26 protein-coding genes are annotated in these 25,398 nt (G+C 68.8%); 15 read left to right on the top strand and 11 right to left on the bottom strand.

Features of this window, described 5'->3' with window-relative positions:
* Positions 1-29 precede the first annotated feature (29 nt).
* From AC1RB9_RS14030 to AC1RB9_RS14020, 3 genes are all read left to right on the top strand, one after another.
* Positions 30-620: a TetR/AcrR family transcriptional regulator gene (locus AC1RB9_RS14030; RefSeq protein ID WP_003113746.1), complete on the top strand. Its 591-nt coding sequence runs from the start codon at positions 30-32 to the stop codon at positions 618-620.
* A 7-nt stretch (positions 621-627) separates the two neighbouring features.
* Positions 628-1,143, top strand: coding sequence for a GNAT family N-acetyltransferase (locus AC1RB9_RS14025; RefSeq protein WP_003089295.1), 516 nt, complete (start codon positions 628-630; stop codon positions 1,141-1,143).
* Positions 1,144-1,264: 121 nt separating this feature from the next.
* Entirely contained in the window at positions 1,265-2,962 is a 1,698-nt protein-coding gene (locus AC1RB9_RS14020) for a peptidoglycan D,D-transpeptidase FtsI family protein (protein WP_003450839.1), read from the top strand.
* 7 nt (positions 2,963-2,969) lie between these two features.
* On the opposite strand, the gene soxR is transcribed toward AC1RB9_RS14020, so the two are convergent.
* A complete protein-coding gene (gene soxR, locus AC1RB9_RS14015) occupies positions 2,970-3,440 on the bottom strand; it encodes a redox-sensitive transcriptional activator SoxR (protein ID WP_003089301.1) in 471 nt (156 codons plus the stop codon).
* 77 nt (positions 3,441-3,517) lie between these two features.
* Between soxR and pumA the strand changes: the two genes are divergently transcribed.
* The gene (gene pumA, locus AC1RB9_RS14010; RefSeq protein WP_003089304.1) at positions 3,518-3,895 is read left to right on the top strand and encodes a monooxygenase PumA; all 378 of its coding nucleotides are present in this window, start codon (positions 3,518-3,520) and stop codon (positions 3,893-3,895) included.
* Positions 3,896-3,919: 24 nt separating this feature from the next.
* On the opposite strand, the gene AC1RB9_RS14005 is transcribed toward pumA, so the two are convergent.
* Positions 3,920-4,981, bottom strand: a complete 1,062-nt coding sequence (locus tag AC1RB9_RS14005) for an NAD(P)-dependent alcohol dehydrogenase (protein WP_003113749.1) — start codon at positions 4,979-4,981, stop codon at positions 3,920-3,922.
* Positions 4,982-5,189: 208 nt separating this feature from the next.
* Here AC1RB9_RS14005 and AC1RB9_RS14000 point away from each other — a divergent pair, with 208 nt between their 5' ends.
* From AC1RB9_RS14000 to arsH, 5 genes are all read left to right on the top strand, one after another.
* Positions 5,190-6,080, top strand: a complete 891-nt coding sequence (locus AC1RB9_RS14000; RefSeq protein WP_003113750.1) for an AraC family transcriptional regulator — start codon at positions 5,190-5,192, stop codon at positions 6,078-6,080.
* A 78-nt stretch (positions 6,081-6,158) separates the two neighbouring features.
* Positions 6,159-6,509, top strand: a complete 351-nt coding sequence (locus AC1RB9_RS13995) for a metalloregulator ArsR/SmtB family transcription factor (protein WP_003124660.1) — start codon at positions 6,159-6,161, stop codon at positions 6,507-6,509.
* Positions 6,510-6,522: 13 nt separating this feature from the next.
* Entirely contained in the window at positions 6,523-7,806 is a 1,284-nt protein-coding gene (locus tag AC1RB9_RS13990) for an arsenic transporter (protein ID WP_213155289.1), read from the top strand.
* A 31-nt stretch (positions 7,807-7,837) separates the two neighbouring features.
* Positions 7,838-8,308 (top strand): arsenate reductase ArsC, encoded by a 471-nt coding sequence (locus AC1RB9_RS13985; RefSeq protein WP_003450840.1) that lies wholly within the window; start codon positions 7,838-7,840, stop codon positions 8,306-8,308.
* A gap of 11 nt (positions 8,309-8,319) precedes the next feature.
* Positions 8,320-9,012, top strand: coding sequence for an arsenical resistance protein ArsH (arsH, locus tag AC1RB9_RS13980; RefSeq protein WP_003117819.1), 693 nt, complete (start codon positions 8,320-8,322; stop codon positions 9,010-9,012).
* A gap of 12 nt (positions 9,013-9,024) precedes the next feature.
* Here the strand turns inward: arsH and AC1RB9_RS13975 are convergent, their stop codons facing one another.
* Entirely contained in the window at positions 9,025-9,879 is an 855-nt protein-coding gene (locus AC1RB9_RS13975; RefSeq protein WP_003122741.1) for a helix-turn-helix transcriptional regulator, read from the bottom strand.
* A gap of 287 nt (positions 9,880-10,166) precedes the next feature.
* Here AC1RB9_RS13975 and AC1RB9_RS13970 point away from each other — a divergent pair, with 287 nt between their 5' ends.
* Genes AC1RB9_RS13970 through AC1RB9_RS13945 form a run of 6 tightly spaced genes read left to right on the top strand, consistent with a single transcriptional unit; the run spans position 10,167 to position 15,553 of the window.
* The gene (locus AC1RB9_RS13970; RefSeq protein WP_003089323.1) at positions 10,167-10,595 is read left to right on the top strand and encodes a hypothetical protein; all 429 of its coding nucleotides are present in this window, start codon (positions 10,167-10,169) and stop codon (positions 10,593-10,595) included.
* A gap of 6 nt (positions 10,596-10,601) precedes the next feature.
* Positions 10,602-12,059, top strand: a complete 1,458-nt coding sequence (locus AC1RB9_RS13965; RefSeq protein ID WP_003450845.1) for a M48 family metalloprotease — start codon at positions 10,602-10,604, stop codon at positions 12,057-12,059.
* Positions 12,056-12,727, top strand: a complete 672-nt coding sequence (locus AC1RB9_RS13960; protein WP_023084260.1) for a hypothetical protein — start codon at positions 12,056-12,058, stop codon at positions 12,725-12,727. Before AC1RB9_RS13965 ends, AC1RB9_RS13960 begins: the two co-directional genes overlap by 4 nt.
* A complete protein-coding gene (locus AC1RB9_RS13955; protein ID WP_003089328.1) occupies positions 12,724-13,386 on the top strand; it encodes a hypothetical protein in 663 nt (220 codons plus the stop codon). Before AC1RB9_RS13960 ends, AC1RB9_RS13955 begins: the two co-directional genes overlap by 4 nt.
* The gene (locus AC1RB9_RS13950; RefSeq protein ID WP_003450852.1) at positions 13,387-14,931 is read left to right on the top strand and encodes a M48 family metallopeptidase; all 1,545 of its coding nucleotides are present in this window, start codon (positions 13,387-13,389) and stop codon (positions 14,929-14,931) included. It begins immediately after the preceding gene.
* Positions 14,918-15,553 carry a hypothetical protein gene (locus AC1RB9_RS13945; protein ID WP_003113758.1) on the top strand — a complete coding sequence of 212 codons (636 nt, stop codon included), beginning with the start codon at positions 14,918-14,920 and terminating at the stop codon, positions 15,551-15,553. Before AC1RB9_RS13950 ends, AC1RB9_RS13945 begins: the two co-directional genes overlap by 14 nt.
* Before the next feature lie 12 nt (positions 15,554-15,565).
* Here AC1RB9_RS13945 and AC1RB9_RS13940 read toward each other — a convergent pair whose 3' ends face one another.
* The 8 genes from AC1RB9_RS13940 to AC1RB9_RS13905 form a co-directional block, all read right to left on the bottom strand.
* Entirely contained in the window at positions 15,566-15,853 is a 288-nt protein-coding gene (locus AC1RB9_RS13940; RefSeq protein WP_003089338.1) for a hypothetical protein, read from the bottom strand.
* Between the two features lie 120 nt (positions 15,854-15,973).
* Positions 15,974-18,094, bottom strand: a complete 2,121-nt coding sequence (locus AC1RB9_RS13935; protein WP_003450856.1) for a TonB-dependent receptor family protein — start codon at positions 18,092-18,094, stop codon at positions 15,974-15,976.
* A gap of 131 nt (positions 18,095-18,225) precedes the next feature.
* A complete protein-coding gene (locus AC1RB9_RS13930; RefSeq protein WP_003089344.1) occupies positions 18,226-20,637 on the bottom strand; it encodes a glucose/quinate/shikimate family membrane-bound PQQ-dependent dehydrogenase in 2,412 nt (803 codons plus the stop codon).
* A gap of 153 nt (positions 20,638-20,790) precedes the next feature.
* Positions 20,791-22,149 (bottom strand): carbohydrate porin OprB, encoded by a 1,359-nt coding sequence (oprB, locus tag AC1RB9_RS13925; protein WP_003450859.1) that lies wholly within the window; start codon positions 22,147-22,149, stop codon positions 20,791-20,793.
* Positions 22,150-22,490: 341 nt separating this feature from the next.
* On the bottom strand, positions 22,491-22,772 hold the full coding sequence (locus AC1RB9_RS13920) for a DUF971 domain-containing protein (protein WP_003113105.1): 282 nt from the start codon (positions 22,770-22,772) through the stop codon (positions 22,491-22,493).
* A complete protein-coding gene (locus tag AC1RB9_RS13915; protein WP_003450862.1) occupies positions 22,769-23,734 on the bottom strand; it encodes a HEAT repeat domain-containing protein in 966 nt (321 codons plus the stop codon). Before AC1RB9_RS13915 ends, AC1RB9_RS13920 begins: the two co-directional genes overlap by 4 nt.
* The gene (locus tag AC1RB9_RS13910) at positions 23,731-24,585 is read right to left on the bottom strand and encodes an ABC transporter ATP-binding protein (protein WP_003122732.1); all 855 of its coding nucleotides are present in this window, start codon (positions 24,583-24,585) and stop codon (positions 23,731-23,733) included. Before AC1RB9_RS13910 ends, AC1RB9_RS13915 begins: the two co-directional genes overlap by 4 nt.
* On the bottom strand, positions 24,582-25,379 hold the full coding sequence (locus tag AC1RB9_RS13905; protein ID WP_003113102.1) for an ABC transporter permease: 798 nt from the start codon (positions 25,377-25,379) through the stop codon (positions 24,582-24,584). The genes AC1RB9_RS13910 and AC1RB9_RS13905 overlap by 4 nt, the downstream gene beginning before the upstream one ends.
* Between the last annotated feature and the right edge of the window lie 19 nt (positions 25,380-25,398).

Here is a 25,398-nt window from a genome sequence, read left to right as displayed (position 1 = left end):
GAAGCCCCTTTGCCACCCGGAGACCTCGCATGGCCCGCAAGCCTCGCGCCGAGATGATCGAGGAAACCCGCGCCAAGCTGATCGACGCCGCGCGCCGAGCGTTCGCCGACAACGGCTACGCCGGCGCCTCGATGGACGAACTGACCGCCAGCGCCGGCCTCACCCGCGGCGCGCTGTATCACCACTTCGGCGACAAGAAAGGCCTGCTGGCCGCGGTGGTGCAGCAGATCGACGACGAGATGAATCTTCGCCTCGGCGCCATCCTGGCTGCCGGCGAGGACCTCTGGAGCGGCTTCCGTGCCTACAACCGGGCCTACCTGGAAATGGCCCTGGAAGCGGAAATCCAGCGCATCGTCCTGCGCGATGCCCCGGCCATCCTCGGCAGCCCCAGCAGCGAGGCCAGCCAACTGCGCTGCCTAAGCTCGATGACCGGGCAACTGCGCGAACTGATGGACAGCGGGCGGGTCCGCCGCACCGACGCCGAGGCCCTGGCCTGGCTGCTCAACGGCGCGCTGGTGGACGCCGCCCTGCGTATCGCCAACGCCGAACACCCGCCGGAGAGCCTGGCCAGGGCCTGCCAGGCCCTGGACGTGCTGCTCGACGGCCTGCTCATGGAGTGAAAAGCCAATGGACTACCGCATCAGAACCAGCCGCGACGAGGACGCCGCGCTGCTCCCGGCCATCGAGCGCTCAGCCGGGGAAAGCTTCCGCCTGCTGCCCGAGCTGGCCTGGATCGCCGACGCCGGGGTCGCCGGGGTGGACTTCCATCGCCGCCTGATCGAGCGCGGCAGCCACTGGCTGGCGGAAGACGCCGATGGCCAGCCGGTCGGTTTCCTCGCCGCCGAACGCTGCGCCGACGAGTTGCACATCGCCGAGTTGTCCATCGCCCAGGCCCACCAGCAACAGGGCCTGGGCCGCCGCCTGCTGGAGCGCGCGGTGACCTACGCCCACGCCAGCCACTGCCGGGCGCTGACCCTGACGACCTTCTGCGACGTGCCCTGGAACGCGCCGTTCTACGCACGCCTGGGCTTCCAGCGGCTGACCTGGCAGGAAGCCGGCGAGCGCTTGCGCGCGATCCTCGGCCACGAGCAGGAAATCGGCTTCGCCGCCGACAGCCGCTGCGCGATGCGCCTGGTGCTCTAGACGGCGGCAAAGGGCTTGACCGGCGGGTGGCGGGTGACGGTACAGTTGCCAACTGCAACAGGATGTTTCAGCACTGCCCCGGACGGGCTTCCGCTCTCCCTCTTCCCCAGTGTGCCCTTGCATGAGCAGTCAACGCCGAAACTACCGCTTCATCCTTGTCGTCACCCTGTTCGTCCTCGCCTCCCTGGCCGTCTCCGGACGGTTGGTCTATCTCCAGGTCCACGACCACGAATTCCTCGCCGACCAGGGCGACCTTCGCTCGATCCGCGACCTGCCGATCCCGGTCACCCGCGGCATGATCACCGACCGCAACGGCGAGCCGCTGGCGGTATCCACCGAAGTCGCGTCGATCTGGTGCAACCCCAGGGAAATGGCCGCCCACCTCGACGAGGTGCCGCGCCTGGCCGGCGCCCTGCACCGCCCCGCGGCGGCGCTGCTGGCCCAGCTCCAGGCCAACCCGAACAAGCGCTTTCTCTACCTCGAGCGCGGCCTGTCGCCGATCGAGGCCAGCGAGGTGATGGCCCTGGGCATAACGGGGGTACACCAGATCAAGGAATACAAGCGTTTCTACCCCAGTTCCGAGCTGACCGCGCAGTTGATCGGCCTGGTCAACATCGACGGCCGCGGCCAGGAAGGCACCGAACTGGGCTTCAACGACTGGCTGAGCGGCAAGGACGGGGTACGCGAGGTGGCGATCAACCCGCGCGGCTCGCTGGTCAACAGCATCAAGGTGCTGAAGACGCCCAAGGCCAGCCAGGACGTGGCCCTCAGCATCGACCTGCGACTACAGTTCATCGCCTACAAGGCGCTGGAAAAGGCCGTGCTCAAGTTCGGCGCGCACTCCGGCTCGGCGGTCCTGGTGAACCCGAAGAGCGGGCAGATCCTGGCGATGGCCAACTTCCCCTCCTACAACCCGAACAACCGCGCCAGCTTCGCCCCGGCCTTCATGCGCAACCGCACCCTCACCGATACCTTCGAGCCGGGCTCGGTGATCAAGCCGTTCAGCATGTCGGCGGCGCTGGCCTCCGGCAAGTTCGACGAGAACAGTCAAGTCAGCGTGGCACCGGGCTGGATGACCATCGACGGGCACACCATCCACGACGTCGCCCGGCGCGACGTACTGACCATGACCGGAGTGCTGATCAACTCCTCGAACATCGGCATGAGCAAGGTCGCCCTGCAGATCGGACCCAAGCCGATCCTCGAACAGCTCGGCCGGGTCGGTTTCGGCGCGCCGCTGTCGCTGGGCTTCCCCGGCGAGAACCCGGGCTACCTGCCGTTCCACAAGAAATGGTCGAACATCGCCACCGCCAGCATGTCGTTCGGCTACAGCCTGGCGGTGAACACCGCCGAGCTGGCCCAGGCCTACTCGGTGTTCGCCAACGACGGCAAGCTGGTGCCGCTCAGCCTGCTCCGCGACAACCCGCAGAACCAGGTGCGCCAGGCGATGGACCCGCAGATCGCACGGCGCATCCGGGCGATGCTGCAAACCGTGGTGGAAGACCCGAAGGGCGTGGTCCGCGCCCGCGTGCCGGGCTACCACGTGGCGGGCAAGAGCGGCACCGCGCGCAAGGCCTCGGGCCGGGGCTACGCGGACAAGTCCTACCGTTCGCTGTTCGTCGGCATGGCGCCGGCGTCCGACCCGCAACTGGTGCTGGCGGTGATGATCGATTCGCCGACCAGGATCGGCTACTTCGGCGGCCTGGTCTCGGCGCCCACCTTCAGCGACATCATGGCCGGATCGCTACGCGCCCTGGCGATCCCGCCGGACAACCTGCAGGACAGCCCGGCCGTCGCCGACCGCCAGCACCACGGCTGACCGCTGCCTAGCCGTCGTGCTCGCGGCCCTCGGCGTCCAGCCAGTGCGCTCCCGGCCCCTCGGCGGAAAGCTGGTCGCCGGGGTTGCGCAACGGGCAGGCCTGGAGCGACAGGCAGCCGCAACCGATGCAGCCGTCCAGTTGGTCGCGCAACAGCAGCAGCTTGTCGATGCGCTCGGTGAGATCCTCCTTCCACTGCGCCGACAGGCGCGCCCAGTCCGCCGCGCTAGGGCTGCGCCCGGCCGGCAGGGTCTGCAGGGCGCGAGCGATCTCCGCGAGGGGAATGCCGACCCGCTGGGCGACCTTGATCACCACCACCCGGCGTAGCGTCTCGCGACTGAAGCGCCGCTGGTTGCCGGCGTTGCGCTGGCTGCTGATCAGCCCCTTGGTTTCGTAGAAATGCAGGGCGGAGACCGCCACGCCGGCACGCCTGGCCAGTTCGCCGACGCTCAGTTCACGAGATGCGCAGGAATTCTTCATGATTGGCTTGACCTCAAGTTTGCTTGAGGTTTTACCCTGGGCCGGCCCTCGACACAAGTCACCCGGAGTAACCCGCCATGCTCATCCCCTCCTCCTACTGCTGCACCGACGATCAGTGCCCGGCCGCTAGCGAGCGGTCGCCGTGCTACGCGCAACTCATCGATATCGAGGTGGAACCCGCCAGCCAGTTGTCGCTGGCGCTGGAACAGAACGCGCACCTGCAACGCCTGGAACGCTGCTTCAGGAACTGCCCGGGCTACCTGTCCGCCAGCCTGCACCCCAGCGAGGACGGCCAGCACGTGCTGAACTACACCTGCTGGCGTTCACGCGAGGACTGCGAACGCGCCTGGCAGGCCCGGGAGGACGCGCAAGGCCCGCTGAGCGCGGGCGTCTGGCGGCTGGGGGCGAAAAGCGTGCGTTTCGAGACCTTCCTGGTCGACGCCGAGGGCTGCTGAGCCCGCCGGCGCCGACGGCCCGTCTCAGAAGGACTTCTGCAGGGAGGCCATGTCGATCACGAAGCGATACTTCACGTCGCTGGCCAGCATCCGCTCGTAGGCCTGGTTGATCTGCTGGATCTCGATCATCTCGATGTCGCAGGCGATCCCGTGGGCCGCGCAGAAATCCAGCATTTCCTGGGTCTCGGCGATGCCGCCGATGGCCGAGCCGGCGATCGAGCGGCGTCCCATCACCAGTTGCGCACCGTGCACCGCCGGCTCCAGCGGCTCGAGCAGGCCGACCAGTACGAGGGTGCCGTCGCGCTTGAGGGTCGCCAGATAGGGATTGAGGTCATGCTGGTGCGGCACGGTGTCCAGGATCAGGTCGAAGCGTCCGGCGACGGCGGCCATCCGCTGTGGGTCGGTGGAAAGGATCACCTGGTCGGCGCCGAGCCGCCGCGCTTCCTCTTCCTTGCCCGGCGAGCGGGTGAACAGGGCCACCTCGGCACCGAGCGCCCTGGCGAACTTCAGGCCCATGTGACCGAGGCCGCCCAGGCCGACCACCGCCACCCGGCTGCCGGGACCGACCTTCCAGTGACGCAGTGGCGAGTAGGACGTGATCCCGGCGCACAGCAGCGGCGCCGCCGCCTTCGGATCGAGCCCCTGGGGAATGCGCAGGACGAACCTGGCCGAGACCACGATGCGCTCCGAGTAGCCGCCGAAGGTCGGCAGGCCGTCGTGGCGGTCGCGGCCGTTGTAGGTCAGGGTCGGGTATTCCGCGCAATACTGCTCCAGGCCCTCGGAGCAGGCGGCGCAGTGCCGGCAGGAGTCGACCATGCAGCCGACGCCGACCAGTTCGCCGACCGCGAAACCGCTCACCGCCTCGCCGACGCTGGCGACCCGGCCGATGATCTCGTGGCCCGGCACCAGCGGGTACAGGCTGTTGTGCCATTCGTTGCGCGCCTGATGGAGGTCCGAGTGGCAGACGCCGCAGTAGAGGATGTCGATCACCAGGTCGTCGGCGCGCGGCGCGCGGCGTTCGAAGCGATGGGCGGTCAGCGGGGTGCTGGCGGACTGGGCGGCGTAGCCGCGGATCTGTAGGGTCATCGGTGTGTCCTCTGCGCAGGATGGCGGGCCGCGACGGCTTGCTGGCGGCGGTCCGTTCGGGGGGCAATTGTTCGCCGGATGGGCGCCGCCGCAGAATGTCCATTCCTGTCGAAGCCTTGCCCATTCGTGCCGATGTTGCGTGCCGCCACTGCCCAGGCGCGCACGGGGTTGCTACGTTTGCCTCCCCTCCTGGAGAAACAGCCAAGGCATGAGCACTACTTCCACCGACATGGCGTCGCTGATCGCCACCCTGCAAGACGAACCGGGTTTCGACGCCACCCGCATCCCCGGGGTTCGCCTGATGCGCGCCGAACAGGCCTATCCGCGCAGCCCGGTGTTCTATGAGCCGCGCATCTGCATCCTCGCCCAGGGCCAGAAGATCGGTTTCCTCGGCGGCGAAACCTACCGCTACGACGCCGAACGCTACCTGGTGATGTCGGTGCCCCTGCCGTTCGAATGCGAAACCCACGCCTCCGCCGCCGAACCCTTGCTGGGAGTGAGCGTCGACGTGGATATCGGCACCTTGAAGGAACTGCTGCTACAGATGGAAGAGGCTCCCGGCAGCGACGACGACAATGAGCTGGCACCCAGCGCGCCGATGGCTTCGGTACCGCTGGACGCGGGGATGGCCGATGCGGTGATGCGCCTGCTGGGCTGCCTGCAGAGCCCGCTGGACAGCCATATCCTCGGCCCGCAACTGGTCCGCGAGATCATCTTCCGCGCCCTGCGCAGCGAGCAGGGCAACGCCCTGCGTGCGGTGGCCGGCCGGCACAGCGGCTACGGGCGCATGGCCAGGGCCCTGCGGCGCATCCACACCGACTACGCCAGTGCGCTGGACATCGACACCCTGGCTCGCGAGGCGAACATGAGCGTGTCGACCTTCCACCACAACTTCAAGGCGATGACCTTCACCTCGCCCCTCCAGTACCTGAAGAGCGTGCGCCTGTACAAGGCCTGGAGCCTGATGGTGCAGGACGGGCTGAACGCCAGTACCGCCGCCAACCAGGTCGGCTACGAGAGTCCCTCGCAGTTCAGCCGCGAGTTCAAGCGCTACTTCGGGCGCACGCCGAGCGAGGAAGTCCAGGCCGCCCGCCGCTAGCCGGCGGGAGCGGGGGCGCTTGCAATACATACGGATATCCGTATATTCAGCTTTCCATATATCCAGGAAGGCCCAGCGATGCCCAGCCCCGCCGAAGTGTTCAAGTGCCTGGCCGACGAGACGCGCGTTCGCGCCACCCTGCTGATCGTCGACCAGGGCGAACTGTGCGTCTGCGAACTGATGTGCGCCCTCGCCGACAGCCAGCCGAAGATCAGCCGCCACCTGGCCCAGTTGCGCAGTGCCGGGCTGCTCCTCGACCGTCGCCAGGGCCAGTGGGTGTATTACCGCCTGAACCCTACGCTGCCGGCCTGGATCCACGAAGTCCTGCAAGTGACCCTGCGGGCCAACGGCGACTGGCTGCAAGCCGACGCAGCGCGCCTGCGCGACATGGACGGCCGCCCGCAGCGCGCCTCCGCCTGCTGCCAATAGCGCGAGCCGCCCCATGCTGATCGCCTTCGCCATCTTCCTGTTCACCCTGGTCCTGGTCATCTGGCAGCCCAGGGGCCTCGGCATCGGCTGGAGCGCCAGCATCGGTGCCCTGCTCGCCCTGGCGCTGGGCAGCGTCGCGCCGGGCGACATCCCGACCGTCTGGAACATCGTCTGGAATGCCACCGCCACCTTCATCGCGGTGATCGTCATCAGCCTGCTGCTGGACGAGGCCGGCTTCTTCGAATGGGCCGCGCTGCACGTCGCGCGCTGGGCTGGCGGCGACGGCCGGCGCCTGTTCGCCTTCTGCGTGCTGCTCGGCGCGGCGGTCTCGGCGCTGTTCGCCAACGACGGCGCGGCGCTGATCCTCACGCCCATCGTGATGTCGATGCTGCTGGCCCTGCGCTTCAGCCCGGCGGCGACCCTGGCCTTCGTCATGGCGGCGGGCTTCATCGCCGACAGCGCCAGCCTGCCGCTGGTGGTCTCGAACCTGGTGAACATCGTCTCGGCCGACTACTTCGGGCTCGGCTTCGGCGAGTACGCCGCGGTCATGCTGCCGGTAAACCTGGTGAGCGTCGCGACCTCCCTGCTGGTGCTGTTCCTCTATTTCCGCCGCGACCTGCCGCCGGTCTATGCGCTGGAGCAATTGAAGCCGCCGCGGGCGGCGATCCGCGACCGCGCGACCTTCGTCGTCGGTGGCTGGATGCTGCTGGTCCTGCTCGCCGGGCTGTTCGCCCTGGAGCCGCTGGGCGTCCCCGTCAGCGCGGTGGCCGCGGCCTGTGCGGCGCTGCTGCTGGCGGTGGCCGGGCGCGGGCGGGTGATCTCGACCCGGCGGGTGCTGCGCGAAGCGCCCTGGCAGATCGTGGTCTTCTCGCTGGGCATGTACCTGGTGGTCTACGGCCTGAAGAACGCCGGTCTCACCGACCTCCTGGCGCAGCTCCTGAACCGCCTGGCCGAGCACGGCGTATGGGCGGCCGCGCTGGGTGCCGGACTGCTTTCCGCCGCCCTCTCGTCGGTAATGAACAACATGCCCAGCGTGCTGCTCGGCGCCCTGTCGATCCAGGCCAGCGACACCGCCGGCGCGGTGCGCGAAGCGATGATCTACGCCAACGTCATCGGCTGCGACCTGGGTCCGAAGATCACCCCTATCGGCAGCCTGGCGACGCTGCTCTGGCTGCACGTGCTGGCGCGCAAAGGCATGCGCATCACCTGGGGCTACTACTTCAGGGTCGGCGCCCTGCTGACCCTGCCGGTCCTGCTGGCGACCCTTTCGGCCCTGGCCCTGCGCCTGGCCATCTGACGGCCGCCGGCGACGGCGGCAGGAGCATCCCATGCGAGTCCTGTTCATGTGCACGGCCAACAGTTGCCGCAGCATTCTTTCCGAAGCCATGTTCAACCACCTGGCCCCGCCGGGTTTCGAGGCATGCAGCGCCGGCAGCCAGCCCAGCGGGCGGGTGCATCCGCGCAGCCTGGCGACCCTCGAACAGGCCGGCATCGCCACCCACGGCCTGTACAGCAAGGGCAGCGAAGCCTTCGAAGGCGCACCGCCGGACATCGTCATCACCGTTTGCGACGCCGCCGCGGGGGAAGCCTGCCCGCTGTATCTCGGCGCAGCGCTGAAGGCCCATTGGGGCCTGGCCGATCCCTCCGCCCTGGATGGCGACGAAGCCCTGCGGGATGCGGCGTTCCACACCACCCTGGCACGCATCGAACAGCGTTGCCGAGCCTTCCTCGGCCTGCCCTTCGCTACCCTGGATCGCGACCAGCTCAAGCGTGAGCTGGAGCGCATCGGCTCGCTCTGACCGGAGGAAGCATGTCCGAACAACTACCCAACCTCGATCCCGCGCTGCTCGGCGACCCGCCCCCCGTCTCCGGGCACAGGCCGCGCATCCTCCTGCTCTACGGCTCGACCCGCGAGCGCTCCTTCAGCCGCCTGCTGGTGCTGGAGGCCGCACGCCTGCTCGAACGCTTCGGTGCCGAAACGCGGATTTTCGACCCTTCCGGGCTGCCATTGCCCGATGATGCACCGGTGGAGCATCCCAAGGTCCGCGAGTTGCGCGACCTGGTGCAGTGGTCGGAAGGCCAGGTCTGGTGCTCGCCCGAGCGCCACGGTGCGCTGTCCGCGGTATTCAAGGCGCAGATCGACTGGATTCCCCTGGCACTCGGGGCGGTGCGCCCGACCCAGGGCAAGACCCTGGCGGTGATGCAGGTCTGCGGCGGCTCGCAGTCGTTCAACGTGGTCAACCAGTTGCGCGTGCTGGGTCGCTGGATGCGCATGTTCACCATCCCCAACCAGTCCTCCGTTCCCAAGGCCTACCTGGAGTTCGACGAAGCGGGCCGGATGAAGCCATCGCCCTACTACGACCGGGTGGTCGACGTGATGGAGGAGTTGTTCAAGTTCACCCTGCTCCTGCGCGAGCGCACGGACTTCCTGGTGGACCGCTATTCGGAGCGCAAGGAAAGCGCCGAGCAGCTTTCCGCGCGGGTCGACCAGCGTTCGCTCTGAACCGCGTCCGCCTCACTCGCGCCCCGGCGGATGGCCGAAGCGCGCGCGGTAGGCATGGGTGAAGTTTTCCGGACTGGAGTAACCCAGGCGATAGGCTATCTGCGCGATCTGCCAGCGACCCTCGCGGACCATCTGCCGGCCGATCTCGAGACGCCGGTCGCGGACGTACTGCAACATCGAGCGACCGAACTCGTTCTTGAAAATCCGCCGCAGGGTGGTTTCGCCGACCCCCAGTTGGCGCGCCAGTTCGAGGCTGGCCGGCGGCTCACCGAGGTTCGCCTCCAGCAGGCGGCGCGCTTCATGGGCCAGGTCGCGCTGGGCGCGTGGGGTGCGCGCGCGACGAAGGTCCGCGCCGCCCAGGTAGGCGGCCAGCTCCACCAGCAGGCCCAGGGTCAGGCTCTCTTCGTGCAGGCGTCCGAGGGCGCCGCGGTATGGATTCTGGTAGAGGCGCTCGAACAGGGCGGTGATGGCGCCGCAACGAGACAACTGGGTAAAGCTCGCGCCGTCGCCCTTCAGCCGCGCCAGCGGCCGCAGGGCGCCATCGCCGGTTTCCAGTTCCTCTTCCAGATAGCTGGCGGCGATCCGCAGCCCGCCCAGGCGCACGCGGCTGCCCGCCGGCAGGATATCGAAGGCCTCCATCGGCTCGCCGGTGCCGAGCACCGAAGGACCACCCAGGTTGTAGAGATAAGGCTCGCCGCCGTCGACGCTGTGCCGCCACTGGCCGTCGAACATCTGCACGATGCACAGGCCTTCCGGCAGCACCTTGTGGGTTCGCAGCGGCTCGGTGAAGCTCAGGTCGCAATCGAAATACTGCATCGACGGGCGCACCGTCCGCGCCTGGTAGTGACCGGTGGCGCTGCCGAGCATTTCGCGCGCGTCGAGGATCTGCGACTGGCACAGGGGTGAAGGAGCGTCGAAATAGAGCTCCGTGTCGTGGTAGGGATTCCAGCTTTCCATGGCGTAGGTATCGGTGGGACGCAACCATCTGAACCGGTTCAGGCAGCGGCTTTCCAGGATGGTTCCGTGCGCTGATCGAACCGAACCTGTGGGCGACGACACTTTTCCTGTGAGCGGCGGCCGCCTCGGTTGTTCGTGGCTCGCGCCTGTATTAATAGATGCGCCCCTTTTACATCGCGTTGCCAAAGGGGGCGAGAATGATAGCAAAGTGGACTGCGGCGCTGCTGATGGGCGCACTGGCGTGGGGATCCTGCACGGCGCAGGCCGAAGAGGCGCGGCCGCCAGTCGCCGACAAGGTGGTGGCCTATCAGGGCCAGCAGGGGCTCAAGGTCTGGACCCTGCGTATCGGCGAGGCGGCGGCCGGCGAAGCGCTGTTGCAGGTCGAAGGACTGGACCACGACTGGGACCGCCTGATCCACAAGGTAAAGGTGGAAAAGAGCGCCAGGGACAGTCGCTACTCCACCGAACTGAACGGCAGCAAGTATGTGATCCTGATCGTGCGCGACGGCTGGGGCGAGCTCTACCTGCCCGGCGAACAGCAGACGCGGCAGGTCGCCTATAGCGAGTCGCTGTCGTCCGCAGGCGAGCCCCAGGCATTCCTGACCGACTACCTCGAGCAGAAATAAACGCGGATGAGCCACGATACGCTGCGGGTAAGGCTGCTCGCATTCCTCTTCCTGATTCCCCTGGCGCTCTACGCCTGGTCCGCCGTGCAGGCCTTCCGGGTCGACTCGACCCTGCGCGACGAACAGTTCATGCGCGACTGGAGCGCCTCGGTGCGCAACGACCCGGACACCGCCGGCGCCATTCCCCGTCACCTGTTCCGTCCGGCCTATGGCGTCGAAGGTCATCTTCACCAGTTCGCCGAAGACGCCGAGGCCATCCGCCGCGACCATCCTTGGCTGGCTCTGCGCGGCTGGCTGGCCGCTATCGGCAAGCTCTGCGCGCTGGCGTCGGCGCTGGTCGCGGCCGCCTTGCTGGCGAGACTGGAATACGACGGGCGCCGCTCGATGCGCTCGCAAGCCTACCTGCTCGGCCACCTCGCGCCGGCCTGGCGGCGCCTCGGTCGACTGGTCCCGCTGCACGCCGGCCTGCTGGTCGCCGCCCTGGCCAGCCAGTTGCTCTACGAAGCGCTGTGGAGCTACAGCCACTGGCACAGCCACGGCTTCGTCGCCCTGCTCTTCTCACTGCCGCTGTGGCTGCTGTTCCTCGGCGGCCTGCTCATGCTGCGGCGCCTGCGCGGCGAACTGCTGCCGCTGGAGGAACCGGTGCTCCACCTGCTCGGCCGCGAACTCGACCGCGTCGCCGCGCCCGGCCTCTGGCAATGGCTGGGACAGATCGCCGACCGCGCCGGAGCGCCGCTACCGGACCATGTCGTCACCGGCATCGAGCACTGCTACTTCGTCACCCAGGCCAAGGTCCTGCTGGCACCCCGCGGCATTCCGCTGGAGGGGCGTACCCTGTACATCCCGCTGACCTATGCCTCGGTCATGAGCGAGGCCGAAAGCGCCGCGATCATCGGCCACGAACTGGGCCACTTCGCCGCCGGCGACACCGCCCACGGTGCATCCCTGTCGCTCCTGCAGCGGCAGGTGCGCCTGCGCATCGAACGCATCGCCGCCCCCGAGGATGGGCATGTCGGCCTGCTCGGCAAGCCGGGCCTGTGGGCCGCGCTGTACTTCCTCGATCGCTTCGAGCGCGCCTACCTGCACTGGAATCGCCGCCAGGAACTGGCCGCCGACAAGGTCGGGGCGCGGGTAGCCGGCGCGCGGGTCTTCGCCATCGCGCTGCTACGCACCTGCGCCCTTGCAGGACTGATCGAACGCCTGCTGGCCAGCCCGCAGACGCGCAACCTGGTGCATGCGCTGACCGACCATCTGCGCGGGAACTCCCTGGAACTGGACGAACACGACAGCGCTCGCCGCCTGGAACACCCCTTCGACAGTCACCCGCCGACCTTCCAGCGGATCGCGGACCTTTCCCTGGCGCTCGACGACGACCTGCTGCGACAGGCAAGGCGCATCGTCAGCGCCGACGACACGCAGTGGCTCAACCGCCTGCTCGATGCAGGCCACGGGGAAAGCCGGTGATCCCGCCGGGCGCGCAAACGCCCTGCCCCGCCGGGACAAGGGGCGACGAAGCCACGCAGTTGCGGCGCTTCGTCGCCAGCGTCCCCAACCGGATAAGCATCGGCGCCGCCCGTGGCGCGGCGCCGCTGTCCGCCCTGCTCGGCCTGCTGCTGCTCGGCGGCGCCTGGACCTTGCGCGACCACCCCGGTCCCGGGCATGAGGCGGCGGCGCTGTGCCTGCTGGCGGCGGCCGCCCTCCTCATGTGCCTGGCCTGCCTGCAGCGCAACGCCAGGAACGCGCCGTTCCTCGTCCTCGGCCAGGGGCGCCTGCGCGCCCGCAGCCTGTCGGCGCCGCTGGACCTGCTGGAGGTCGCCGACCTGCGCCTGGAGGACGGGGTCTGGTTCTCCGCGATAGTCCTCGAACTGCACGGCAAGGCGCTACCGGCACCATCCACGCGCCCGCTCGATCCGTTCGCCGCGCGTGCCGTCAGCGAATGCCGGGACGGCCCACGGGTTCGCCTGCTGTCCCCCGGCTGGCGCCTCAACGGTCGCAACCTGTCGCTACTGGAAGCCGCGGAGGTCATCGACCTCTACCTGGACATCGCCCGCGCCCAGGCCCGGCTCCGCCAACTGGGCGAGATCCCGCCCAGTGCTTCCTCTTCACTCCCAACTCCAAGGATATTTCCATGAGCAACCAGGAACCCCGGGACCTCGTCTCCAACCTCGCCGAAACCCTCGGTGCCGAACACGAAGAGCTGAACCAGGCGAAGACCGCCGAGGTCATCGCCCACCTGGAGCGGGTGATCGCCAACGTACCGCCGGCCACCGAGTTCACCAATACCCGCAAGTACGTGGTGCTGGGTCCGCTGCTGAGCATCGTGCCCTTCATCATGACCGGCATGTGGTTCTCCCAGGGCAAGCCGGGGGTCGGCGTCGTCGGCTTGCTGCTCGGCCTGTTCGGGCTGTTCCTCGGCTACCAGCATCGCAACTCCGGCAAGACCCCCTTCATGCGCCTGACCCGTACCCAGCTCTGGGCCGACAGCCTGTCGGCTCCGGTCGAGCTGGCCGACGTCATCGATTTCAGCGTCAAGGCCGACATGCTGCAAACCACCCAGACCCTCCACCTGCGGCCCGAAACGCCGCTGCCGACCCATCGCGCCGTACGCCAGGTGTTCGCCTCCCAGGCCATGGCCTTCAAAGGCAAGGACCCGCGCATCACCATCATGTCGGCCGGCCTGCAGAGCGATGGCAAGAAGCTGGACTGCGACGACATGGCGGCGATCCTCGACGCCTACATCCAGGCCGCCCACGCCCAGCGCTACCTGCAACAACTGCGCAGCCAGGGCTGAGTGAAGGGCACGGTCCATCCGCGAAGGCTGCTGCTTTGCCTGGTGCTGGTTCCAGCGCTGCTGGCGGGGCTCGGCGCCTGGCAGTCCTGGCGCGCCGAGCAGCAGGCCGAGCGACTGGGCGCCGCGCAGCAGCGGGTCGAGCGCGCGCTCGCCGAAGCGCGGGCGCTGCCGCCGAGGGCCAGCGTCCGGGTGGACGGCCGGGCCTATGTGCGCGACCTGGCCCTGGCGCGGCTCGACGAGCAACTCGCCGACACACGAAGCGCACAGCGCCTGAATCGCTTTGCCGCCGTCCTCGCCGATAGCGGAGCCTGCCTGGCGGCGCTGGTCGCCGTATTGGGAGCCGTCTCCCTGGCCGGCATCGCCGGCGCCGCACGCAGCGCACTGCGCTCGCGTCGCTGCCTGCTCCTGTGGTTCGAGCTGGGCCGACGCCTGCTGCCCTGCCTGCTCCTCGCCCAGATCGGCCTGCTCGCCCTGGCCCTGGCCTGTGCCGGAACGTTCGAGATCCTCGGGCTGTGGCGGGTCGGCCAGGTTCCGGTCAGCGAAGGACGCACCCAACTGAGCGTGGCGCTGATCCTTCTCGGCCTGCTGGCGTCGGCGTGGCAAATGCTGGCGAAGATCAGCCGCTTGCGCCTGCGCCCGGCGCCGGCCCTGGATGTCATCGGCCGCCGGCTGGGCGAAGAGGATGCACCGGAACTCTGGACGCTACTGCGCGAGCTGGCGGCGCGCCTCGACACGCCAGCCCCGCAGCACCTGTTGGTAGGTCTCTGCGACGGCTTCTACGTGACCGCCAACCGCGTCTGCCTGCAACCTTCCGGCGAGCATCTGGAAGGACGCAGCCTATACCTCTCGCTACCGTTGCTGGGCCTGCTGGACCGCGCCGAACTGAGTGCAGTGATCGCTCACGAACTGGCCCACTTCGCCGGCCGCGACGCCCATTACAGCCTGCACTTCCTGCCGATCTACCAGGGCGCCGCGAGCCAACTGGCCGCCATCGAGGAGCAGGAAGCCAACGTCTTCGAACGTGCGGCACTGGAACCGGCGCGACTGTTGGCCGGGTACTTCCTCGAACGTTTCGGCCTCGCCGTGAACCACTGGAGCCGCCTGCGCGAATTCGCCGCCGACCGCCGCGCCGCACAACTGGCCGGTGCGCCGGCGATGGCCTCGGCCCTGCTGCGCAGCGCGGCGGCCGGCGCGCCGATACGGGCGTTCCTCGAACACTGCCTGCTCGCTCCGGCGCGCGCGCCGGACAACCTGGTGGACGCCATCCACGTCTACCTGGGCCAGTCCGACCTGGAAGCACCGGCCCCCGGGGCGGAGGGACTCCAGGTCCATCCGCAGGATACCCACCCTCCGCTGGGCCTGCGCTGCACGGCGCTGGGAGAGAGCTTCGAACGCACCTGGGCCGGGACCGCCGGCCGGGCCGTTCCGACACGACCGCCGAGCCAGGCGCTGGGCGTCTGGTTCGGCGCCCCCCTGGCGTTGAGCCGAGCGCTCAGCGCCGACCTGCTCGGCAAGACCTGTGAGAATCCCCATGCAAGAAACTGACGAAACCCTCGACGAACTGCCGCCGCTGGAAGCCCGCTGCGAGATCCGCGAGGTCTCGCGGGGCACCGCCTGCGTTGCCCTGCTCGCTGGCCTGGTGGCTGGCGCCACCGGTCTCTGGCTCGCTTCGCTGCCCAACGCCTGGCGCCTGGCCAGTGGCCAATGGCTGTTCTGGCTGCCAGCCGCGCTGCTGCTGGGCGGCGGCCTGTACGCCTGCCTGGCGGGCGTGTTCCTCTACCGGCGCCACGGCCAGGTCGCGCTCACCCTGACGCCGGAGAGCATCGCCTTCGCCAACGCGCCGCAGGTGCCGATGTACACCTTCCAGTCGCTGGAGATCGAGCGCGGGCGCTGGCTGGAACTCACCTTCGCGACCACCTTCGATTGCACGGCACCGCGCTTCGACAGCCATGCCCGTTTCGACCCGCGGGCTTTCGCCCGCCCCGAAGCCCGCGCGGTGGCCGGCGGCAAGCGGGTCAAGCTGGCGCTGTGCGGCGCCGCGCTGAACGGCCAGAAAATGGAGCTGGAGCCGCTCGCACGACTGATCTACCGGTACATCCTCGCCGGCCATCGCCAGCGCGCCCTGCAACATCATCGCGCGCCCGGGAGCGACGGCAGCGGGGCCTGAAGCGAGCAACGCTCAGGCTGCGCGCTGGCGTTGCCAGTCCACCGCGGCTTTCAGGCGCGCCACCACCTTGCGCACGAAGAGCGGGTCGTCCGCCACGCAGAGCTCCGCGCTGACCCACTCCGGCCAGCCGGCCCCCTGGCGTTCGCGGGCACCCAGCAGGCGCTCGACTTCGTCGCGCACGGCGCGCTCCAGGCGTTCGCTGGCACGATTGCGGGACAGGTGGAGGCGCAGGCAGGCCTGTTTCTCGCGCTCCAGGGCGCGGCGTCGGGACAGCGGCAGTTCGGCAAGGTTGTGGCTCATGATCGGTGCTCCTTGTCGCGCAGGCAGGCGATTTCCGATTACTGTACATTCATACAGTAATCGGAATTGACGACGCTGACAAGGGCTGGCCGGGTAGCGCGAACAAGCGCATCCGGCACTTCAGAACTGGTATTCGACCCCGGCTCCCGCGTACCAGGACAGCCCGGGGGCCGCTTCGTAGTAACGCCGGTTGCCGTCGCCGACGATGACCGAGCCGACGTACTGGCGGTCGAACAGGTTGTCCAGGCGCACCAGCTGGTGGAAGGCCCAGGCTCCCAGGCGCTGCTCGAAGCGGGTGCGCCAGTTGAATACCGCATAGCTCGGCGCGGCCTTTTCGCTGTTGCTGTCCTCGACGTAGACCTGGCTGCGGTACATGCCTTCCCAGCCCATGCTGATGCCCTCCGCGGGCTTCCACACCAGTTCGCCGAACAGGCTGCTTTCCGGCACGCCCGGCAGGTGCTTGCCCTTGCCGATGGTCTTGCCGCCGGCCTCGAAATCCGAATCGTAGGTGGCGGATAGCCGGGTATAGGCCAGGTTGGCGTTCCAGTGCTCGCTCAGTTCGCTCTCCAGGCCCAGTTCGAAGCCGCGACGCAGGGTCTTGCCGGCGTTCTGGTAGCTGGTGCGACCGCCGAGGGAGCTGGCGACGACGATCTCGTCCTCGGTGCGGATCTGGAAGATCGCCGCGTTGACCCGCGTATTGCCCCACAGGCGCGCCTTCAGCCCGGCTTCGTACTGGCTGCTGGTGGCTGGCTTGAGGCCGAAGTTGAAGACGTCCGGCGCGTTCGCCGCCACCGGCGCATAGGCCATCTCCGCCTGGGTCGGAGTCTCGAAGCCCTTGCCGGCGCTGAGGTAGCCGTGCAGGTCGGGGGTGAAGGCGTACATCACCGAGAACGACGGGGTGTTCTTCCGGTAGCGCCGCGAGCCGCTGGCATCGCCGTTGCTCAGGTAGCGGTCGTCGACCTCCATCTTCATGGTGCTGTGGCGCACCCCGGCCTGCAGGGTCCAGGCGTCGATGGCCCAGCTCGCCTGCAGGTAGGGATCGAGGCTGGTGGCGGTGTCCACCTCGTCGCGACGCAACTCGCCCTTCACGCCGAGCTGGTCGCCGTTGAAGTTCTGGTAGCCGCGGCGGTCGTCGCGGCTCTGGTCGTAGTCGAGGCCGACGGTCAGGTTCAGCTCGCCCGGCGCCTGGCGTACCGGTTGCAGCCAGCGCACGGTGCCACCGTGGAAGTCGCGGTCGAAGTCCACCACGCCGCCACCGCGCTGACTGTTGGAGGCCACCCCCCTGGGGATCGACAGGTACTGCACGACACTGCGCTTGCCCACGTAGGCGTTGACCTGCAAGGTCGCCTCGCCGAAGTAGCGCTCGTAGTTCATCCCGGCCTGCTGGTGGTCGATGCTCTTGCGCGTGTCGTACAGCTCGGCGTTGGCGGTGACGGAGCGCGGGTCGTGCTTGTAGGCGTCCCAGGTCTGCCCCAGCGGATCTTCAGTGTCGTTCTGCTCCAGGCTGCTGTAGATCAGCGCCAGGCGGCTGTCGGCGTCGGGCCTGAAGTTGAGCTTGGCGAAGGTCTGGTCGCGGCGCGCGGCGCTGTGGTCGCGGTAGCCGTCGGTGTCCATCCGCGAGGCATCCACCAGGAAACCGACCCCGTCGCCCTCGCCTTCCGTGTACAGGTGGTTGCGGCTCAGGCCATCGCTGCCGACGGTGGTTTCCGCGCCGACCCGCGGGGCGCCCTGGCCGTCGCGGGAGAACATCTGGATCACCCCGCCGGCGTTGCTGCCGTAGATCGTCGAGGCCGGCCCGCGCAGTACCTCGATGCGCTCGGCGACATCGAGGTTGAGGGTCGCGGCCTGGCCCTGGCCATCCGGCGTGCTGGCCGGGATGCCGTCGGCGAGCAGCTTCAGCCCGCGGATACCGAAGGCCGAGCGGGCGCCGTAGCCGCGCGAGGAGATTTGCAGGTCCTGGGCGTAGTTCTGGCGGTTCTGCACCACCAGGCCGGGTACCCGCGGCAGGACTTCGGAGAGGTTGATGCCGAGCTGGCCGTCGGCGATCTGCCGGCGCTCGATGCTATCCACCGAGAACGGCAGGTCGAAGGTATCGCTGGGGTTGTAGCTGCCGGTCACCACCATGGGTTCGAGGCTGCGTCGCTCCTCGCCCTGGACGGCGCAGGCGATGGCCAGGCCGCAGAGCGCGAGGGAGCCGGGCAACAGGTGGGAGACGAAGCTGGGACGGGGTCGGGACGGCATGCAGGGTTCCGCGGGTCGCAAGGTATCGAAGGGGCTTTGCCAAGGGCGGGAACGCGCCTCCCCTTGGCAAAGCCCCTTCCGGGCCGAGGCCCGGAAGGCCGGGAGCCGGCTGTGGGCTCCCGGTGGGCGGGTCATTGCCTGGGCAGGGCGTAGGCGATGATGTAGTCGCCCATGCGGGTGCCGAAGGAGCCGTGTCCGCCAGCGACGATCAGCACGTACTGGCGACCGTCCTTGCCGGTGTAGCTCATCGGCGTGGCCTGGCCGCCGGCCGGCAGGCGCGCCTGCCAGAGCTGCTTGCCGTCCTTCACGTCGTAGGCGCGCAGGTACTGGTCGAGCGTACCGCTGAGGAAGGCCACGCCGCCGGCGGTGGTGATCGAGCCGCCCATGCTCGGTACGCCGACGGTGAGGCCGATCGGCACCGGGGTGTTGTCGCGGCTGGTGCCGTTCTTGTGCTGCCAGACGACCTTGGCGGTGGTCAGGTCGATACCCGCCACGTCACCCCAGGACGGCGCCTGGCACGGCAGGCCGATGGGCGACATGAACGGATGCATGATCACCGCGTAGGGCGCGCCGGTGTTCGGCTGCACGCCGCTGGTCTCGCCCTCGCGCTTGCTTCCGCTGGGCACCTTGTCGCGCGGCACCATCTGCGAGACGAAGGCCATGTAGTTGGGGCTGGTGAAGAGGATCTGGCGCACCGGGTCGACCGACACCCCGCCCCAGTTGAACACTCCGACGTTGCCCGGATAGATCAGGCTGCCCTGCTCCGACGGCGGGGTGTACTGGCCCTCGTAGCGCAGCGAGCGGAACTGGATGCGGCAGAGCATCTGGTCGAACGGGCTGCTGCCCCACATGTCGCGCTCGGTCAGCGGCGGGCGCAGCAGGTTGAGGTCGGAACGCGCCTGGGTCGGCGCGGTATGGTCGCCCTCCACCGCGCCCTGCGGCGCCGGCACTTCGCGGATCGGCACGATCGGCGTGCCGTCGCGGCGGTCCAGCACGTACAGGCTGCCCTGCTTGGTCGGCGCGATCAGCGCCGGCTTGACGCCATCGGCGGTCTTCAGGTCGAGCAGGGTCGGCTGGCTGCCGACGTCCATGTCCCACAGGTCGTGGTGGGTGAACTGGTAGTTCCAGCGCAGCTTGCCGGTGTTCAGGTCGAGGGCCACCAGGCCGGCGCTGAACTTCTCGGCGCCGGGGGTGCGGTTGCCGCCCCACTGGTCGGGCATCTGGTTGCCCAGCGGCAGGTAGACCTGGCCGAGCTTCTCGTCGACGCTGGCCAGCGACCACATGTTCGGCGAGTTGCGGGTATAGAACTTGCCGGGAGCCAGGGGCTCGGTCTCGTCCGGGTTGCCGCTGTCCCAGTTCCACACCAGCTTGCCGTCGTGCACGTCGAAGGCGCGGATCACCCCGGACGGCTCGTTGGTCGACTCGTTGTCGGTGACGTGGCCGCCGATGATCACCAGATTGCGGGTGACCGCCGCCGGCGAGGTGGAGTAGTAGCCGCCCGGGGTGAACGGACCGATGCCGGCCGTCAGGTCGACCGCGCCCTTGACCCCGAAGTCCTCGCAGACCTTGCCGTTGTCGGCGTTGATCGCGATCAGGCGGGCGTCGGCGGTGGGCAGGAACAGGCGCCGCGGACAACTGGCGGCGACCGCCTTGCCGGCCTCGGAGAGCGCGGCCGGCGGCGCGCCGACGTCGCTCCTGGCGTACTGCTCTTCGTCGTAGTAGGAGACGCCACGGCAAGTCATGTGGGCGAAGCCCTTGAAGCCTACCGGGCTCTGGATCTGCGGATCGAAGCGCCAGATTTCCGCGCCGGTGTCCGGGTCGAGGGCCAGCACCTTGCTGTGCGCGGTGCAGGCGTAGAGCATGCCGTTGACCTTCAGCGGGGTGTTCTCGTTGGTCAGTTCGAGCGGATCGTCGGCGGTCGGCAGGTCGCCGGTACGGATGCGCCAGGCTTCCTCGAGCTGGCCGACGTTGGCCGGGGTGATCTGCTTCAACGGCGAGTAGCGGTCGCCGAACTCGGTGCGCCCGTAGGCCTGCCAGTCGCCGTCCGGCATCGCCGGGGCGGTGCTGGTCATGCCGCTGTCGCGGTCGATGCGACCGACGATCTGCCCCGGATTGGTGAACTGGCTGCCCACCGCGGCGGCGCCGGCCAGGACCACCGCCACGCCCAGCGCCGCGGTGCCCAGCGGCGCCGGACCGTCGGCCAGCAGCGGGCGGCGGAACCAGGGCAGCCAGAGCAGCAGGCCGAAGACGAACCACAGAGCCAGGCGCGGCACCAGTTGCCACCAGTCCAGGCCGACTTCCCACAGCGCCCAGACGGTGCTGGCGAACAGCACCAGAGCGTACAGGCCTAGCGCCGCACGCTTGCCCAGCAGCAGCAACAGTCCGCTCAGGGCCAGGCCGATGCCGGCCAGCAGGTAGTACAGCGAGCCGCCCAGGCTCGCCAGCTTGATGCCGCCGGCCAGCAGCGCCAGGCCGGACAGCAGGATCAACAGGCCGAGCAGGCTCGGCAGCAGGCGCGATCGACTGCGGTTACCTTCGCTCATCGTCCGGTACTCCCTTCGGGGTTGATGACAGGCATTGCTTACTCTCCTATTACGTTCTGCACGCCGGGCTGTTCAGCCCGCCGCGCCGCGTTGGGCGGCGCTGAAGAAATGGCCGCTGGCCATGACCGAATCGCGGTTGTCCGAAGCAACAGCCTAGAACACCGTCTGGATCTTGATCCCCGCCACCAGCGCGTTGTCGACCTCGTCGACCCCGCCCGGCTGCTTGATGTATTGCAGGTTCGGCCGCACCGTCAGCCAGTCGGTCACATGCACCCCGTAGTACAGCTCGGCGTTGTACTCGGTGTCCTGCAGCGGCTGGTACAGCGGGTTGTCGTAATCGTCGATGCCGTTCACCTGGTTCACCAGGCGCTGGCGCTTCTTCACATCGTCGTTGACATGGATGCGCGCGATGCCCAGGCCGATGTCGTCCTTCGGCCGCGCGTCGAACGGACCCTTGTAGACCACCCCGAGCTGCTGGTAGTTGTCCACCACGTTGGTCGCCTTGTCGTGGACCGTCAGGTTGGCGAACAGGCTCAACCCGCGCGAGGCATCGCCGTTGTGCGAAGTGACCTGCTGCTGCGCCACCATCCACCAGCCATGCTTGCTGCCGCGCGACTTGAAGTCGTTGCCGGTCAGCCCCTGCGGCTGGCCGTCGACGTCGTCGTAGACGTCATCGGCCTTCGCCGTGCTGTAGTAGTAACCCAGCCGGTACTCGCCCGGCAGTTGCTCGGCGCCGACCTTCGGCTGCCAGATCAGCTCCACCGGCAGCAGCGCGCCCTTGGTCCCGCTGCCGCTCATCTTGAAGCCGTTGCCGGTCTCCAGGTTCGACGGGTTCTGCTCGTAGGCGCCGACCTGCACGTACCAGTCCGGCGCGAAGTTGTACTTCACCCGCAACGCCCACTGGCTGACCGGCCAGTTGTACCAGATGCTCCCCGCCCAGTTGCCCACCTGCGAGCCGCAGAAGGCCAGGTTCTGGAAATCGCAGGGGAAGCTGTTGAAGTCCTCGCCCTCGCCGAAACGGCCGAATTTCACGTCCAGCGCGCCGTCGAAGTACTGCTGCTTGAGCCATAGCTGGGTCAGCCGCCAGGTCTGCCCGCGGCCCCAGACCTCCTGCACCGAGCTGATGTGCCCGGCACGCGGGTCGCCGATGCGGTCGTTGGAAAGGTTCTTGCCGTTGCGCTCGGTGACGGTGAACTGGAACTCGGTAGCCTTCCAGCCGAGGATCTTCTCCAGGTCCATGTGCACGCCCAGGGCGAACTGGTCGGTGTAGCGTCCGGTCTTGTCGTCGTCATAGCCGCCGTCGAGGTTGGCCGCCGCCTCGCCGACGTACTCCAGCTTGAAGTCGTAGCCCTTCTCCAGCAGCTCGGTGCGCTTGCCGCCCCAGTCGCCGAGCATCCATTTCGAGTTCGGGGAGAACGCCTCGGCGGCGTGCACCGCGTTGCACAGCAGGGAGGCGGACAATAGGCCGCCGGCCACGGGGCGCAGGGCCGGGCGGAGAAGATGGGATTTCACGCGAACGCTTCCTCGTTGCGAATGGTCGACTGGCCGCACGCAGCGACCGCTCTACTTCCTCGATAACCTTGCAAGGAGCAAGGGTTTATGAAGAGGACTCATGATCTGAGCCAAGCAGAACAATGGTTAATTTGCGAATGATAAGGTCTTTGCAAGTAAAGCTGAAACGTTTCAGGCTGGAAAACAGTGTTACGGAAACGACAACGAAGCCAGGCGGCGGGCCTTCGAGCGGGTCACCCGGGTGGTGGCCGTGGCGGGACGGGGACAACGCAGGGAGTGGCAACAATCTGAAACCCATGAACGCGCTTCACGTTGTTGCCGGGAGCGGAACAATACCCGCCTCAGAGTTCGTCGCGCAGATAGGACCAGGGGTAGATACCGCGCTCGTGGCCATCGTCGAACAGCAACTGCACGCCGTAGCCCTGCAGGCGGATATCGCGCAGGCGCACGCCCTGCTCCGCCGCGACGATCCGTCCGCGCAGGCGCTGCGCCCGGCATTGCGCACAGGGACAGGCGGCGCGCAGGCGAGCATGGTCGATCCGGCTGACCGCGCCGTCCGCCCATTCGAGCATCAGCCAGCCGTCCCTGGCGGAATTGCGCAGGCGCAGCGGCGGCTGGGTCATGCCGGCACCCGCAGTTGCGCCAGGGCGATACGCACCGCCTTGCGCACCTCGGGATCGCCGTCGCCTTCGGCGACCCGCAAGGCCTGGGCCGAGGCCGGGTCCGCCAGTTCGCCGAGGGCCAGGGCGGCCTCCTTGCGCAGGTTGCCGATGGGATGGCCGAGCAATGCTTCCAGCGCCTCCCGCGCCGGCCGGTGGCGCAAGCGCCCGAGCGCCCGCGCGGCGCGCAGGCGGACCTGCCAGTAGTCGTCCGCCAGGGCCTTCAGCAGCGGCTCGCCGGCCTCCTCCCGGCCCAGCTTGCCAAGGGTCGTCGCCGCCTCTTCGCGAACCTGCCATTGAGCGTCCGCCAGCGCCGCGCAGAGCGCCGGCAGCACCGTCGCCTCGCGGCTCAGGCCGAGGGCGCCGGTGGCCGCCCGGCGTACCTCCGGGTCGACATCGGCGCTGGCCAGCCTGGCCAGTTCGGCCAGGGCCGGCTGGTGGCGGAGCCAGCCGAGTACCGCCACCGCCTCGCGGCGCACCGCCGCCTGCGGATCGCCGAGGGCGGCCAGGGCCGGCACGGCGCTCTCCTCCAGGCGCAGTTCGCGCAACGCACGCAATACGCTGGCGCGGACGAAGGCATCGGCATGCCCGAGCCACGGCAGCAGGCGCCGCCCGGCGGCCGGTTCCTTGAGTTCGCCAAGGCTCTGCGCGGCGGCATCGGCCACCGCCGGCACCGGATCGGCCAGGGCCGCACAGAGCGCATCGACCACTGCGTCTTCCTCCCAGGCCTCCAGCAGGCGCGCGGCCTCGCCGCGCACGCCGGGGTCGGGATCGCCGCGCAGGGCCGCAACCAGCAACGGCAGCGCCTCCGGCAGCTCCAGGTCGGCCAGTTCGATCAGCGCCAGGCGGCGTACGCCGGGGTCGGCGTCCTCCAGGCGCGGCGACAGTTCGAGGATTTCGGGCAGGGTGGCGTTTTTACAGGTCATATGGCGATCCGCAGTCGGTCCGGGGTGATGCCCGGCGGCAAGCCGAGCGGGGTCAGGCGCGGCAACTGGCGGCCGTCGTCGTGGTCGAGCAGTTCCAGGCAGTGGCGTTTCAGGCGCACGAAGTCGGCGCTGGTCACCAGCCGGGTGTCGCGAGGGCGCGGGAAGTCCAGCGCCAGGTCGGCGATGATCCGTCCCGGACGGGGGCTCATCACCAGCACCCTGTCCGCCAGGTACAGGGCCTCGTCGATGTCGTGGGTGACGAACAGCACCGTGGTGCGGACCCGCGCCCATACGTCCAGCAGCAAGGTCTGCATCTTCAGCCGGGTCTGCGCGTCGAGGGCGCCGAAGGGCTCGTCCATCAGCAGCAGGCGCGGCCGGTTGACCAGCACCCGGGCGATCTCCACGCGCTGCTGCATACCCCCGGACAGTTGGCCGGGCCAGCGCCCGGCGAAGTCCGCCAGCCCCACCAGTCCGAGCATCTCCATGGCGCGCCGGTTGCGCTCGGCGCGGGCCAGGCCCTGCATCTTCAGGCCGAAGGCGACGTTGTCGCGGACCCGCCGCCAGGGGAACAGGGTGTGCTGCTGGAATACCATGCCACGCTGCGGCGAAGGTCCTTCCACGCTCCGGCCGTCGACCCTCACGCTGCCGGCGCTTGGCCGCAGGTGGCCGGCCAGGGCGCCGAGCAGGGTCGACTTGCCGCATCCCGAAGGCCCGAGCAGGCAGACGAACTCGCCCGGCCGCGCCTCCAGGCTCAGATCGCGGACCGCCTCGAAGGCTTCGCTCCCCTGCCCCAGGCGGATGCTCAGGTCGCGGATCTGGATGCGCCCCAGGCTGTTGCCGGCCGTCGTCATCGGACCTTGCCTCCCGCCGCGTACCAGGGCGTCAGCGACGCGCCGACGCGCTTCACCAACCCACTGCTGCCCATGCCGAAGAGGCCGATGAGCAGCATGCCGACCACCACCTCGTCGTAGTTCTGGATGTTGTAGGAAGCCCAGGTGTAGTAACCCAGTCCCCATTGCCCGGAGATCATCTCGGCGGTCACCAGGCAGAACCAGGAGGTGCCCATGCCGATCGCCAGGCCGGTGAAGATGCCCGGTCCGGCGCCGGGCAGCAGCACCTCGCGCAGCAGTGCCCGGCGCCCCGCCCCCAGGCTGCGCGCCGAAGCCAGCAGGCGCGGATCGAGCGCCTCCACGCCATGCACGGTATTGAGCAGGATCGGGAACAGCGCGCCGGTGAAGGTAATGAAGATCATCGAGGCCTCCGACGAAGGGAACATCAGGATCGCCAGGGGAATCCAGGCCACCGCCGGGATCGGCCGCAGCACTTCCAGCGGCGGCAGCAGCAAGGCCTCGGCCCAGGCCGAGCGGCCGATCGCCAGGCCGAGGGCGATGCCCAGCGCGGCGGCCAGCAGATAGCCGGCGAAGACCCGCGCCAGACTGGCGCCGAGGTGCGCCAGGAGCACGCTGGACTGGGCCAGGTTGCAGGCCGCCAGCAACACCGCACCGGGCGTCGGCACGTTGGCGAAGGTCACCAGGCCCAGATTCAGTTGCAGACCGGCGGCGAGCTGCCAGAACGCCAGGCAGGCCGCCAGCGAAGCGGCGCGGGTGGCCCAGCGCCAGGGTCGGGAGATCGGAAGCGAACTCATGGGCGGACTCCGAAGACGC

This window comes from Pseudomonas sp. 20-5, from assembly GCF_056782835.1.
This window is presented reverse-complemented; position numbering and strand designations above follow the sequence as displayed.